Source organism: Mucilaginibacter ginsenosidivorax (genome assembly GCF_007971525.1).
Lineage (GTDB): Bacteria > Bacteroidota > Bacteroidia > Sphingobacteriales > Sphingobacteriaceae > Mucilaginibacter > Mucilaginibacter ginsenosidivorax.
Genome location: NZ_CP042437.1, coordinates 6093672 through 6107487, shown reverse-complemented (window position 1 = coordinate 6107487; position 13816 = coordinate 6093672). Strand labels below are relative to the sequence as shown.

The following is a 13816-nucleotide window of genomic DNA, read 5'->3' as shown; positions in this document are numbered from 1 at the left end:
GGTTGGATTGAGTTGAATGGGTTGATTAAGTTAAATACCTAAGATTTAGTTAGATTGAGTTGAGCAACATGTGATTGCGTACCCGTTAAATTGATCAACTTAATCAACCCAATAAACCTAATCCAACTTAATCAACCACTCACCAACCTATTTAATCCCGTAATGATCGTTCATTAATTTTACAAAGATGGGGCCTGGTAAAATGGCCTTCAGGGTAGGTACTATGGTTTGGCCAATGGCACCAACCAAATAGCTGTGGGCAGGTTTTGATTTGCCTACTATTTTAACAATTTGGGCTGCCAGTTTTGAAGGTGCGGCGCCAATGCTTTCATCTTTTTCCATGGCGGCAACAGCGGCATCAAACTCGGCTTTCAGTTTATCATTTTTGAGGGTAAAAGGCAATTTTTCGCGGTTGCCGGTAAAGTCGGTTTTAAAATCACCGGGATTTACCACAGATACCTTAACACCTGTATTTTGTAATTCCATACGCAGGCTTTCGGAGTAGCCTTCTATCGCGAATTTTGATGCGCTGTATAAGCCCTGGTAAGGCAGGCCAAACAACCCGGCCAATGAGCCTATATTGATAACCAGGCCCTGCCCTTTTTCAATCATACCCGGTAAAACGGCGCTGCTCACACGTACTACCCCAAAAAAGTTAACTTCAAACTGCTTTTTGGCGGCATCAACCGGCATGGCATAAAGCGGACCTGTAATGCCATTACCTGCATTGTTAACCAAAACATCAATCTTGCCTTCGGCCTTAATAATGGTTGCAATAGCCGCGTTTACAGATGCATCATCGGTAACATCCATTTGTAAAGGCATAAATGATACATCGCTGATGCGTTTAATATCGCGCGTGGTACCATAAACGGTGTGGCCCTGGGCAGCAAGTGCTGTTGCAGTAGCCAAACCTAAACCGGATGATGCCCCTGTTACAAGAATTACTTTTTTCATTTTTTGATTAGTGATTAAATACTTTAAGTTTTGAATTATTTATGCAGGGAAATAATTTGCCATAAAACTATAAAATTATAATCAGCGTGCGATGGCATATAGCAAAAAACCCTAAAGTATTTTAAAACCTACAGGTGGCGGCGCGCCAAAGGCTCATTAAAAACTTAAACGCTCACTTAATTTTACATCATTTTAGCCCGATAAACAAAAAAAATACTGATTTTTGGCCGCAACAAAACACCGCGAAACATTGGTTATCTCTAATTCAAAATACGAAGAGGCATTACTTAATTACAATAAAAAAATTGCCGATGCCAGTGTAGAGGATATGGTGCTCAATATGGGCCCGCAGCATCCGTCTACCCATGGCGTTTTGCGTTTGGAGCTGATAACCGATGGCGAAATTGTAAAGGAAGTAATACCGCATATTGGTTATCTGCACCGCTGTTTTGAAAAACATGCCGAATCATTAACCTACCAACAGACCATCCCGTTTACCGACAGGCTTGATTACCTGGCATCGATGAACAACAGCCACGCTTTTGTGATGGGAGTTGAACGGATGATGGGCATCGATAAAGATATCCCTAAACGTATCGAATACATCCGCGTGCTGGTTTGCGAACTTAACCGAATTGCATCGCACCTGATTGCTATTGGCACCTACGGTATTGATATTGGCGCTTTCACTCCTTTTTTATGGTGCTTTAGGGATCGGGAGCATATTATGGGCATGCTGGAGTGGGCCTCCGGTTCGCGCATGTTGTATAACTACATTTGGGTTGGCGGCCTGTTTTACGATTTGCCGGTAGGCTTTGAAGAGCGTTGCCGCGATTTTGTAGAGTATTTTAAACCCAAAATGGTTGAGCTTAACCAACTCCTAACCGACAACCAGGTATTTATATCGCGCACGGCAAAGGTTGGCATACTGCCTTTAGATGTAGCCATTAACTACGGCTGTAGCGGCCCTATGCTGCGGGCATCGGGCCTTAAATGGGATTTACGCCGTATTGATAACTATTCGGCCTACCCCGAACTTGATTTCGAGATCCCGATAGGTACCGGCCTGATGGGCAAAGTGGGCGACTGCTGGGACCGTTACAAAGTACGCGTTGACGAAATTGAACAATCAGTAAGAATTGTAGAGCAATGCCTCGACAGATTGCAGAAAGAACTCAAACGCACGCCCGATTTTGACCCGCGTGCCAAAATGCCCCGCAAAACCATTCCCAAAGCGCAGGATTATTACATACGTTGCGAAGGCGCCAAAGGCGAACTGGGTTTTTACTTTGTAGCCGACGGAAAATCCGAAATCCCCACCCGTGTAAAAGCCCGCGGACCAAGCTTTAACAACCTCTCTGTACTCCCCGAAATTTCAAAAGGCGTATTGATTGCCGATTTGATTGCCATTGTAGGATCAATAGATTTTGTTTTGGGTGAGGTGGATAGGTAAGCATTCTTATACTAACTACCATGATACCCAAATGGGATTGCCTGTACCGCACAAACGCATCGAGTTGGGTTAACATAACTTAACACATTTTGGAGAATATATTTGCAAATACCTAATAATCAATGCTTTAACTTTTTATCATGGTTAACACTAAATTGGTGTTTTTTGCATTTAAGCGCATCCAAATATTGGTGCCTGTGGTTGGTTAAAACAGGTACCGAAACAACTTGGAAAGCCAATTCGAGAAATTCTAAAAATTCGTTTAATTCGAGTTCAGACAACAAAATCCAAAAAAGTCTGCTAAATCCGGAGAATCCTCGGTTCGGAAAAAAGTCGCTAATCAAAAAAGAGACACCTTACGGTATCTCCTTTTAATTATTAATTTTTATTGGAATTGGGCGTATTAATAAGCTTTAACCATGAACACATAGTTTTTTAGCTTTTTTACCTGCTGTGGGCGGCTTAAACCTGCCAGGGTATTTTTTGTACTTAAGGTTAAATCTTTACTCAATGAATCGGATGGTATATTTTGTATCGCTTTTAATAGATAAGTTGATTTTTTTGCAAAACCTGCGCCGGCCATCTCGGGCTGCCTGCCGCTTATAATACCAACAACATTTCCTTTACTATCTAACAACGGGCCACCGCTATTACCGGGATTAACGGGAATAGATACCTGGTATTCAGTTGTATCGCCGGAGTGGCCATTTCTTGCTGTTAACGAACCTGGACCGTAATTTTCTTCACCGCTTGGATAACCGAAGGTGTAAACATCTTCACCCAAATCGCTTAATGATTTCTTAAAATTGTAAGGCACATTGCCCAGATCTTTAAACGCCGGATCATTAATCTGCAATACAGCTATATCATATTGGGGTTCTGTATAGATCACTTTAGCATGGAATGATTCCCCGGCCGCATTTTGAACATATACCGAATCGGCACCATCTACAACGTGAAAATCTGTGGCTATATAACCGTTAGATGATAAAGCGAAACCAGTACCCCTGTATTTACCCGGATTGGTATTTCTGGGCTTCGCATGGGTTTCTTTGATAATGGTATTTGTTTGATTTTGTAAGTCGTTGGCTTTATCCTCAACTCTTTTAATCTGATCCTTTAACTGTACATAGCTTAAATCATGATTATTCAGTTTCCCGGTAAAAAACAAAGTGCTCAATATTGCAAAAATGGCTATCGATGCAGCTACCGATATTTTTGAATGGTGGTGCCTCCACATATTTACTATCCAGTTGGGCTTAATTAAAAGCTCTTCTTTTAGTGTATGCACATCAATCTCGCTGTGGATAGCATCCAGGCGTTTCTCCAGTTCAACGCGTTCGCCGTATTGTTTAATTAGCCCTACAAATAGTTTATGCTCTATTACTTTGCTGTCAACATTAGCGTCGTTTTTACGCAATGTCTCAAATTCGGCACGCTCGCCGGCGGTCATATCGCCGTTTAGGTACCTGTCAATCAATTCCAGAATAAGATTCTCGCTCATCTCTTTACACTCCTTTTACTTCTGCTGAAAAAATAATTTTTTCAACCTTTGCAGGCATTTATACTTTTGCGTTTTGGCATTATCGGCATTGGTGTACCCAAAACGTTCACAAATCTCCTGCATAGATTTGTTATGTATATAAAAATCTTCCATAATAGTTTTACAGGGTTCGCCTAACAACTGAAGGGCCGCCTCCATTTTATTAAACTGTATATCCCGGTCATTATGTTTTTCAACCTCATCATCAACAGGCAGATACTCTTCAAAATCCCTGATATCGCCCCCGTACCTGTTCATCTGGCTTAACCTTTTAAGCCAAAGCCTGCGGCAAACCGAGTAAATGTATGTTTTAAGCTTACTGCTTAACTCAAACTCGCCCGATTTTATCTTGTTATAAAGAACAATAATAGCTTCCTGGTATATATCCTTGGCATCATCCTCGTTTCCGTTATTGTTGATAATTAACTGTAATATCATCGGAAAATAGGTTGTGTATAACCTTTTCAGTACTATTTCCGAATTGTTAAGTATCCCGAGAACTATTTCGCTATCTGTTGGTGCCGAAGCTTTTAAGTCTTTATTCACTCTTAATACTGTTTATGCCAAAATGTAACCCAACGTTGTGAAAAAAAGAAACAAGAGTCAAGAATTAAGACTGAATAAAATGTATTTAAACCCAATAAAAATGGCGCATTTTAATTACCCGCCCGGATAACTCAACCCGGGATCTTTCCTTTTTTAGATTCTTGATTCCTGACTCTTAATTCTTGATTCTATTCAATGTTAATACTATAAATGTAAATAAGGTAACCCCCAAAGTAATTATATTATTGCAGGGCAAATCTGCAAAAAAAAAGTGGCACCCAAACTCATCGCCGCCAATCAAAAAATAACCAAAAATCTAAAAATTTTATTTTTAATTAATTTCATGGGTTACCTTTTTCATAAAACTGTATTAACAACAGTAAACGATCAAAAAATACTAACATTTTAAAACACACAACGATGAAAAATTTATTAAAAACCAGCTTTGTTGCTTTAGTTATTGCTGCTTCTTTCGCTGCTTGTAATGGTAATGCTAAAAAAGAAGGTGGTGATACTACCGTTAAAGTTGACTCTACAGTTAAAGTTGACTCTACAGTTAAAACTGATACAACCAAAGTTGATACAGTAAAAAAAGACACAGTTAAAAAATAACTGACTGCTGTCGCACTAGTTAAAAAGAGCCAGGGTACTACCTGTAGTTCTTTTGATGGTTTAATAGTTTTTTTTGATAAAAGGTAACCAATATTTTTTTTAAAAATCATGGGTTACCTTTTATCATTAATTGTATTAACTACCGAACGATCAAAAAAAAATTAAAACTCATAAAACTCAAAACATGAAAAATTCATTCAAATTAGGCTTAGTTGCCTTAGCTATCGCTACTTCATTTGCAGCTTGTAAAGGTTCTGGTTCTTCTACTTCTGTTGATTCAGCTAAAAAAGATTCAGCTAAAGTTGATTCAGTGAAAAAAGATTCAACTGCTGCAACTGATTCAACTGCTAAAGCTGGTGCAGCTAAAGTTGACTCTGTAAAAAAAGATACAGCTAAAAAATAATTATTAAGCCTTTAAACTGGCTGAAGTATAAATCTTCACGCCTTTTTATAGATTTATTAGTTTTTTTGTAATAAAAAAGGTGATCTGTAATTTTATTTAAAAATTATGGGTTACCTTTTTTTATTTCGGGTATTAACCAAAAAAACTATTAAATCACTCATTAAAAAATTGAACATGAAAAATTCATTCAAATTAGGCTTAGTTGCCTTAGCTATCGCTACTTCATTTGCAGCTTGTAAAGGTTCTGGTTCTGCTTCAGGTACAGATACCGCTAAAATGGACACTGCTAAAATGGACACTGCTAAGAAAGATACCACTAAAATGGACACTGCTAAGAAAGACACAACTAAGAAAGACACTGCTAAAAAAATGTAATCTTACTTTTTTTAGATTCTACAAAAAACGCCTTCGATTTTCGAAGGCGTTTTTTGTATAGTACCAAGTCGCAGGTATCAAGATTTTTTTTTAATTGTATTAAAATATTTGCTTAAAAAAGTACAAGGAAGCGAAACCGGCATATCCAACGCGTCTTGATACTAATTACTCGATCCGAAATCAATGAACGCTATCGCGCAATGCTTTGATTTCGTCATGGGCATCCAAAATTTCGTCATGTTGCCTGTTTATCAGGTCGCGTAAAAATCCGGGTATATATTCTTCGGCCAATGCGTCGCGGTAGGCTTTTACAATAGCGTCTTCGCCAAACTCACACTCTTCTAAAATATCGTGCGTGTCATGGGCGGTAAAAGCAGCCTTCACGTCAAGCCAGGCACGGTGTATTTTACCACCGGTTGAAGTACCTGTATCAATATCTTTTCCTAAAACTTCAACTTCTTTGCCCAATTCATTCTTATAACGGTTACTGGCATCAATTAAGCTTAAAAAAAGCGTCCTCAAATCAGTTTCGCCATCTTTCAATTCTTTAAGAGCCCGTTCATAGCCCTTTATCCTGTCGTTATTAATTTGAACCAGGTCGTTTAAAACTTCTGCTGTTGCTTGTGTATTTTCCATGATAAATTATGTTTTTATACAACTATAACCTATCAAAAATTAAATTGTTTAATTAAATAATTAATAATTATCCCTATAAGAAATAACAAGTTATTACTTCCTGAATAATGAGATCAACCACACAATAACCAAAATAACTACGATAACCGCAATAACGCCAACAACGGCACCGGCCTTAAATATCCCGGTAATAACCGAGCAGCTGTTTAGCGTAAGCATGATCAGTGCGATCATCAATAAATGAACTTTTTTCATAACAATATTTTAAGTTGATGGAGTTTTATGACAGCCTTTTGCCATCCTGCTTTAGCAAATGCAAAAATCAAGCCTCTTTTTGTATACAGTGTTTTATTAGCCTGTGTATCAAAACTGCGTAAAACTTTAATACAATGTATAGTAAACCATACGCCTGTCTCGTTATATCCTGGTACATATTAACTGATAAAACAATTCAAATCAGCTTAAATTGAATGCTTTATCTATAAGCTACTGTTTATTTCGCCAAACAACATATCAAATAAGTATTAATCAACAAACAACTTAAAAAACGGAACACTTATTGTACTCATCATCCCGAGAAGAAAGTGCCAATAACATTTCAGCTACAACAACATCAGGTATTAACGTACGTAAACTGCATACGTATAGTGCAGTTTTTTGTTAAATTTTAGCCAATGCTAAAACATTTTCATAATTTTGATTTATCTATTTATAACTACATTTTGCTATGACTTTTCAAATACAACCAAACATTAAATGCGAAAATTGCATTAAATGCGGCACACGACCTCAAGTTGAACAATCAAAAAAACATTGGATTGTTGCCTGTCCAAATAAAAAATGCAATAATTTTGTTAAAGGCGAACTTGTTAATATCGAGGGATGGAACAGGTTAAACAAGAGCGATGCCAACATTACGCCAAATCAACACCTTAAGAAAACTGCTTAAACGCGCTCCCAATTATTCATGGTAAAATAAATAGCATCATACCCAGATGCTTTTCAGGGCAGTTGGTTAATTTTGCCCGCTATTAAGCTACCATGACTAAAACTATTTTTTCGATAAACAATGCAACTGTAAGATTTTTGAACAATACACTGTTCAAGGATCTTACATTTACAATAAACAAAGGCGAGAACTGGGCACTGGTTGGCCCAAGCGGTTCAGGTAAAAGCGCCTTATTACAAACCATTGCCGGCCGCTTTAATATTACGGGCGGTTCCATCGCTTATCATACTGAAAGCGCGCAGCGTGGCGAAAGCCTGGTTACAAATGGCATCAGCATTAAAACAAAGATGGTTGCCATTGTTGAACCCAGGCATCATTTCCGAAACTTATCAAACACCTCCGATTTTTATTATCAGCAACGTTATAACTCGTCCGACTCGGAGGATGCCCTAACCGTTAACAATTACTTAAACAACATTATCAATGAGACTGCCGGCGGATACTGGACCTTAGATAAGGTAATACCTTTGTTGAACCTTGGTTATCTATACGACAAGGAAATAATAAAGTTATCAAACGGCGAGACAAAGCGCCTGATGTTGGCAGCTGCCCTACTTAAAAATCCCGTTTTATTATTGTTAGATAATCCATTAACCGGACTTGATGTAAAAACAAGACAGGCGTTTAACAGTATTATCAGCCAAATTACCGCATCGGGCATCAATTTAATTATTGCCACACCCGCGCACGAAATCCCGGAAGGAATTACCCATATAGCCGTGTTACAAAATGGCGCAATTGCTCATGAAACTACCAGTACCAATTTTAAGCTGGAAGAGTTTATAACCGATGCTGCCGACAGCGTTGATATAGCGGCACTTAACATACTTTTAAACCCTGATAAACCGCGCATAAGCTATAACCATATTGTTAAAATGGAAAAGGTGCACATCCAATACGCCGATAAGGTAGTACTGGATGACGTAAATTGGGAAATTAAAACAGGCGAGCGTTGGGCGCTGCTTGGTCCTAACGGCGCAGGCAAATCAACACTACTCAGCTTAATAAATGGCGATAATCCGCAGGCTTACGCCAACCACATTGTTTTATTTGATAAAAAACGCGGTACCGGTGAGAGTATCTGGGATATAAAAAAGAAAATAGGTTTTGTATCGCCGGAGCTGCACCAATATTTCCCTACTGATAACAGCTGCCTGCAGGTAGTTGAATCGGGATACTACGACACCCTTGGACTGTTTAGGCCAAGCAATAAACAAATGGCTGGCATAGCCTTACAATGGATGAAAACCCTTGAAATAGAGCAATATGCCCGAATGCTTTTAAAAAACGTACCTGCAAGCGCGCAACGCTTATGTTTACTTGCCCGTGCATTGGTAAAAAACCCTTCGCTACTTATTTTTGATGAACCCTGCCAGGGCATGGACGACCACCAACAGCTCCATTTTAAAAACATTGTAGATACCATTTGCAAACTAAGCAATGTGACCATGATATACGTAACCCACTATCAGCATGAAATACCAAACAGTGTTGATAAGGTTTTAACGTTGGATAAAGGGAAGGTGGTTTATTAGCTTATTGGGTTCATTGGTTCATTGGTTCATTGGTTCATTGGTTCATTGGTTCATTGGTTCATTGGTTCATTGGTTCATTGGTTCATTGGAACGCGGGCATAGCGGACGGAACGTTTTAAGCCTGGCTTCCTGAAATCACCTGCACGCCATCAGACAGGACCAATGAACTAATGAACCAGTGAACCAATGAACGAAAAGAAAAGACCAATGAACTAATGAACCAGTGAACCAATGAACTATAGTTAGTCCCCCGGCTCGTAATCAACCGGCAGCAAATCGCATAGTTTGGCTTTTGACCAGGTGCCTTCGTAAAGCGGGGCCGGGTTTGATATTACGGTGCCGTTGTTATCAAACAAGGCATAACTACCGTAAAGGGTGATTATACTGGTTTCAAAGTTTTCCATATCCAGCGGGCGGTATACATCCTTAAATTCGGTAAGCTCATGCTTTTTGGTATATACCACATACAAAAAGTGCGGAAAGGCAATAGCATAAATTCCGGCCTCGGGTGTGCTGCGCAAAATCTCCATCGACTGGTATGGAATCTTCACTACGTTTTCATCGCTCCATTTGGTAAGGTTACTTAGTTTGTACCAGTGCATAACCGAATCGCGGTTGGTTTCTTTATATCTTTTTATTTTTTGTTGGATCAGTTCTTCCGGTGGTCTTTCACGATTTAATGCCCGGGTAAAGTCGTGGGCTTCAAAACCCTCTTCTTTAAGCTTATCTTTATATAATGACCTGAAAAAATGCTGGGGCGAGCCGTAGTAAGCTTCCTCGCGTTTGTGTTTCCACACTTTTTTTTGCTCGGCAGATCCCGGCAGGTTTTCAAACAAGGCCCTGCCCGAGTATTGTATGGTATGCTCAATACCATCGCTCACGTAGTTTTTCAATAAATATTTTGTCCGATAGCCTAAAGCTCTGTTCTCTACCACTAAAAACTCGTCGGCATCGGCTTCCAGCCGCTGTTTGCTGCGATGGTAATTAAGGTTAAGAACGCGCGGGTTAAGCACTTTGCATAATTTGGAATTTTCGGTAGTACCAATAAACTCCCTTCTGAACTGCTCATAGTTTTTTTTCCAGTCGGCATTGCTGCTTATCACCACTTCGCGCAGCATGAGTACTTTTTGCGTGAGCGATATATCGAGCTTTAAAGGTACGTTACCAACCTGCACGGTTTGGGCGTAGTCTTCATACCCAACCACGGTAACAATTAATTCATACTGGCCGGGTTTAACACCCGATAGCGTAAATGTGCCATCCTCGGCGGTTGAGGTACCGTAAGTAGCATTATTTAAAAACACGCTGGCATTGGCCAACGGCGATTTACTTTCGCCATGTACTACCTTACCGGTGATAGTAGCAGATTGCGCCAAAACAAACAAGGGGCATAATAAAACAAAGACTATAAAAACTATCCGGATTAGCCGCATTAACTAAAAATACTGAAATAATTATTCAAGCCACTAAAAAAAGCATTTTTTATGAACACAGGATGAATTGCCAAAGTATTTATTTGTTGATATAAGATTTTTACAATGGCCGTCGGGGGGCGGGATTCGATAGGAAGGGTTAAATCTCTTCATCTACTGCCCTTTGCATGATCATGTCTGCCCCGCCTTTAACTTCGCCCGGGGCAGACACGATTCATTACTCACTACTCAAACTACTGCTTTCCCCAGTAATAATTTACACCGAAACCAATATTTGTATTCAGGCCAATATTAAAGGAATTGGCTTTGGTTTGATAATCATGGGTATACAATATGTTGCCAAAGCCAAGATTTACGGCCAGTTTTTTAGTAGCAAAAAACACGATGTTGGGGTTACCGCCAACGCTTATCGAGCCCGAATTAAAGTTGTTGACATTGTTGGCCTCGGTAACGCCAAACTGTGGGAATATGCCAATCCTGTCATTCAGCATACAATAGTACCTGAAGTGGATGCTTAACGACAACGCTTCGGTGTGGTATTTATGGTCGTAAGAGTAGCTGGTGGTGCCGCTGCCGGCCAATGCGGTATAAACTGATGTTTCGGTTCCGCCCGTGCGCGAGTAACCAGGCTGGATACCAATAGTCCAGTTTTTTGACAGGAACATCCCAAAATCGGGGTTAATTTGCAGGTTAGATATACCATGATTGGTATAAACCGTAGTACCCGCCGCGTACGAATAGGTGTTGGTGTAGCCATACCCATCATAATTGTAGTTAAGGCTACCGCCAGTATAATACCGGCCGGTACCAATTTGAGCTTTTGCAGCAAAAGATGCCGCCACAATAAATAAAAGTGTAAATAAGTGTTTTTTCATTGCTGAATTTTAATAGGTGTAAAAGCGAAAGCAACGGGATATAACCACCAGGCAATAAAACAGATAAGGTAAAGTACTGCATATGGTTAACATCTCATGCATCCTTTATTACGGCTTTAAACGTAAAAGTGATACTAAAGGTTAGCGCAATATAACAAACAATAGCCCTAATCAACAAAAAGCCTATCTTTGCGGCATGGGTGTATCTTTTGAAGAATTTAATTTTAACCGGCAAATTTTAAATGCCATTACCGATGCCGGTTATACCGAAGCTACGCCTATACAGCAAAAAGCCATCCCTCCTATCATGAACGGACAGGATGTAATGGGCATAGCGCAAACCGGTACCGGTAAAACGGCTGCTTATGTTTTGCCCATAATCATGAAGCTTAAATATGCCCAGGGCGAAGCCCCCCGCGCGCTCATTATTTCGCCAACGCGCGAATTGGCCATGCAGATTGAAGAAAACGTTAAAACCTTTGCCGCCAATACCGACCTTAGGGTTGTAGTACTATACGGTGGGCTTGGCCCAAAAACACAGATAGAAAACCTTAATAAAGGTGTAGACATCATTGTAGGCACTCCTGGCCGCTTTATGGATTTATACCTGGCAGGCCATATAATTACCAAAACCCTGCAGGTACTCGTTCTTGACGAGGCCGATAAAATGATGGACATGGGCTTTATGCCCCAGATTAACCGCTTACTTGAGGTTGTACCGGTAAAAAGGCAAAATCTGCTTTTTTCGGCCACCATGAGTGATAAAATTCATGAGCTATCCAATAACTTCCTGGAGTATCCAACCATTATAGAGGTTACCCCGCAGGCTACGCCCGCGCAAACGGTTAACCAACAGCTATATTACGTACCCAATGTTAAAACCAAAATTCACCTGTTAAAGAAATTATTGGAGGCCGAGGGAGAGATTACCAAGCTGATGATATTTTGCAAAACCCGTGTTGTTGCCGATGATGTTTACAAATTCCTGCTGCGCAAATTTGGCGAAGGAGGTGTTAAAGTACTACATGCCAATAAAGGGCAAAATACCCGCATCAACTCCATAAACTCGTTTAAAAACGACGAGGTTAAAATACTGGTAGCAACAGATGTGGCATCGCGCGGTATTGATGTAAGCGATGTAAGCCATGTTATTAATTTTGACGTACCTGTTGTAATAGAAGATTATGTACACCGGATAGGCCGCACGGGCAGGGCCCTGCAATCGGGCGAGGCCATTACATTTTGTGGTCCGGCCGAGGAGTACTATCTTAAAAAGATAGAAAAACTCATTAAGCAAAGTATCCCTGTTTCTGCTATTCCGGATGATGTTTTTATTGAGGAGACAGGCTACGATGAGCGCCAGGAAATTGCCAAGGAAATTGATATGCAAAAGCGCAAAGACGACCCGGATTTTAAAGGCGCTTTTCACGAAAAGAAAACCCTCAATCAGCACAAAAAGTTTGACGAGGCCAAGAACAAAGTAAAATATGGCAAAGCCTATAAAGCAGCCGGCGGGAAGACCAGGTCATCATCCTCCCGAAAAAAACGTTAACCGATTTTAAAAACTTCAAACATATAGTCAATCACATGAAATTGCGCATTACCCCGTTAAATTTTGCTACGACATTTTTTTTGGTGGTGGCTGTTTATATCTGGATAAATGGAGCTGCCATTGCCGGTCGCCCTTTAGAGAACTGGAGCGGTACCATTGGTTGGATATTCCTGTTATTTGCAGCGGTTGTGTTTTTTATGGATCTCATGTTCCGCAATTTTTTTGCCGAACTTAAAAAACTATGGATTATTGAGTCGTGCGTAATAGCTTTGATAGCTGTAATCTTTTTTCTGGTTAAATAAGCGTTCTCTCTTATTTCAATAATTTACATTGTGGATAAGCATAATGTTCAATCAAAAATTACAAACTCATTATAGTCCGGTCGCGGTAAAATAACCTACTTTTGCGACTTTAATAAAACAGAAAATGAAAACTGCCGAAATAAAGCTCACCGTTACGCTGGACGATAATAACGTGCCCGAAAATATCATGTGGGAATCAACCGATTCGCAATCAAAAGAGGCATTGCCCGTAAAATCGTTCATGCTGGCCCTGTGGGACCAAAGCTATAAAAACACCCTGCGCATTGACCTGTGGACCAAAGATATGCCCGTTGATGAGATGAAACGCTTTTTTTACGAAACCCTGCAAACCATGGGCGACAGCTTTTTACGCGCCACCGGCGAAAAAAACATTGTTGAAGACCTGCGCGATTACTGCGCCCACTTTGCCGATAAAATGGAAATTAAACAATAAGTTGGTAAGTGGTGAGTAGTCAGTGGTGAGTTTTGCATTTTCAAGCCAAAATTTCACCAATCACTATCCACCACTCACCGCTGACTATTCACCACTAACCACTCCCTATTCACCACTCACAAAACAACCTA

Annotated in this window: 15 protein-coding genes; 8 read left to right on the top strand and 7 right to left on the bottom strand. The window is 40.0% G+C overall.

Going from position 1 to position 13816, the window contains the following annotated elements; genetic code table 11:
- Window positions 1-147: 147 nt before the first annotated feature.
- Window positions 148-957: an SDR family oxidoreductase gene (locus FSB76_RS25530; RefSeq protein WP_147058467.1), complete on the bottom strand. Its 810-nt coding sequence runs from the start codon at window positions 955-957 to the stop codon at window positions 148-150.
- A gap of 328 nt (window positions 958-1285) precedes the next feature.
- Between FSB76_RS25530 and FSB76_RS25525 the strand changes: the two genes are divergently transcribed.
- The gene (locus tag FSB76_RS25525; RefSeq protein WP_394349442.1) at window positions 1286-2410 is read left to right on the top strand and encodes an NADH-quinone oxidoreductase subunit D; all 1125 of its coding nucleotides are present in this window, start codon (window positions 1286-1288) and stop codon (window positions 2408-2410) included.
- Between the two features lie 403 nt (window positions 2411-2813).
- Here FSB76_RS25525 and FSB76_RS25520 read toward each other — a convergent pair whose 3' ends face one another.
- Window positions 2814-3914, bottom strand: a complete 1101-nt coding sequence (locus FSB76_RS25520; protein ID WP_147058465.1) for a S1C family serine protease — start codon at window positions 3912-3914, stop codon at window positions 2814-2816.
- A gap of 15 nt (window positions 3915-3929) precedes the next feature.
- The gene (locus tag FSB76_RS25515; protein WP_147058463.1) at window positions 3930-4499 is read right to left on the bottom strand and encodes an RNA polymerase sigma factor; all 570 of its coding nucleotides are present in this window, start codon (window positions 4497-4499) and stop codon (window positions 3930-3932) included.
- A gap of 420 nt (window positions 4500-4919) precedes the next feature.
- Between FSB76_RS25515 and FSB76_RS25510 the strand changes: the two genes are divergently transcribed.
- From FSB76_RS25510 to FSB76_RS25500, 3 genes are all read left to right on the top strand, one after another.
- Window positions 4920-5111 (top strand): hypothetical protein, encoded by a 192-nt coding sequence (locus FSB76_RS25510; RefSeq protein ID WP_147058461.1) that lies wholly within the window; start codon window positions 4920-4922, stop codon window positions 5109-5111.
- Between the two features lie 184 nt (window positions 5112-5295).
- A complete protein-coding gene (locus tag FSB76_RS25505) occupies window positions 5296-5514 on the top strand; it encodes a hypothetical protein (protein WP_147058459.1) in 219 nt (72 codons plus the stop codon).
- A gap of 174 nt (window positions 5515-5688) precedes the next feature.
- On the top strand, window positions 5689-5889 hold the full coding sequence (locus tag FSB76_RS25500) for a hypothetical protein (RefSeq protein WP_147058457.1): 201 nt from the start codon (window positions 5689-5691) through the stop codon (window positions 5887-5889).
- 180 nt (window positions 5890-6069) lie between these two features.
- Here the strand turns inward: FSB76_RS25500 and FSB76_RS25495 are convergent, their stop codons facing one another.
- A complete protein-coding gene (locus tag FSB76_RS25495; RefSeq protein WP_147058455.1) occupies window positions 6070-6525 on the bottom strand; it encodes a PA2169 family four-helix-bundle protein in 456 nt (151 codons plus the stop codon).
- A 93-nt stretch (window positions 6526-6618) separates the two neighbouring features.
- On the bottom strand, window positions 6619-6780 hold the full coding sequence (locus tag FSB76_RS25490; protein ID WP_147058453.1) for a phosphatidate cytidylyltransferase: 162 nt from the start codon (window positions 6778-6780) through the stop codon (window positions 6619-6621).
- A 786-nt stretch (window positions 6781-7566) separates the two neighbouring features.
- Here FSB76_RS25490 and FSB76_RS25485 point away from each other — a divergent pair.
- Window positions 7567-9069, top strand: coding sequence for an ATP-binding cassette domain-containing protein (locus FSB76_RS25485; RefSeq protein ID WP_147058451.1), 1503 nt, complete (start codon window positions 7567-7569; stop codon window positions 9067-9069).
- A gap of 242 nt (window positions 9070-9311) precedes the next feature.
- Here FSB76_RS25485 and FSB76_RS25480 read toward each other — a convergent pair whose 3' ends face one another.
- Together FSB76_RS25480 and FSB76_RS25475 are read right to left on the bottom strand one after the other, a co-directional pair.
- Complete coding sequence (locus FSB76_RS25480) at window positions 9312-10445, bottom strand: carboxypeptidase-like regulatory domain-containing protein (RefSeq protein WP_158642984.1); 1134 nt, start codon at window positions 10443-10445, stop codon at window positions 9312-9314.
- A 290-nt stretch (window positions 10446-10735) separates the two neighbouring features.
- Window positions 10736-11377 carry a hypothetical protein gene (locus FSB76_RS25475; RefSeq protein WP_147058448.1) on the bottom strand — a complete coding sequence of 214 codons (642 nt, stop codon included), beginning with the start codon at window positions 11375-11377 and terminating at the stop codon, window positions 10736-10738.
- Window positions 11378-11573: 196 nt separating this feature from the next.
- Here FSB76_RS25475 and FSB76_RS25470 point away from each other — a divergent pair, with 196 nt between their 5' ends.
- From FSB76_RS25470 to gldC, 3 genes are all read left to right on the top strand, one after another.
- Window positions 11574-12929: a DEAD/DEAH box helicase gene (locus FSB76_RS25470; protein WP_147058446.1), complete on the top strand. Its 1356-nt coding sequence runs from the start codon at window positions 11574-11576 to the stop codon at window positions 12927-12929.
- A gap of 35 nt (window positions 12930-12964) precedes the next feature.
- Window positions 12965-13231 carry a hypothetical protein gene (locus tag FSB76_RS25465; protein WP_147058444.1) on the top strand — a complete coding sequence of 89 codons (267 nt, stop codon included), beginning with the start codon at window positions 12965-12967 and terminating at the stop codon, window positions 13229-13231.
- 124 nt (window positions 13232-13355) lie between these two features.
- A complete protein-coding gene (gldC, locus tag FSB76_RS25460; protein ID WP_090653031.1) occupies window positions 13356-13685 on the top strand; it encodes a gliding motility protein GldC in 330 nt (109 codons plus the stop codon).
- Window positions 13686-13816: the final 131 nt, after the last annotated feature.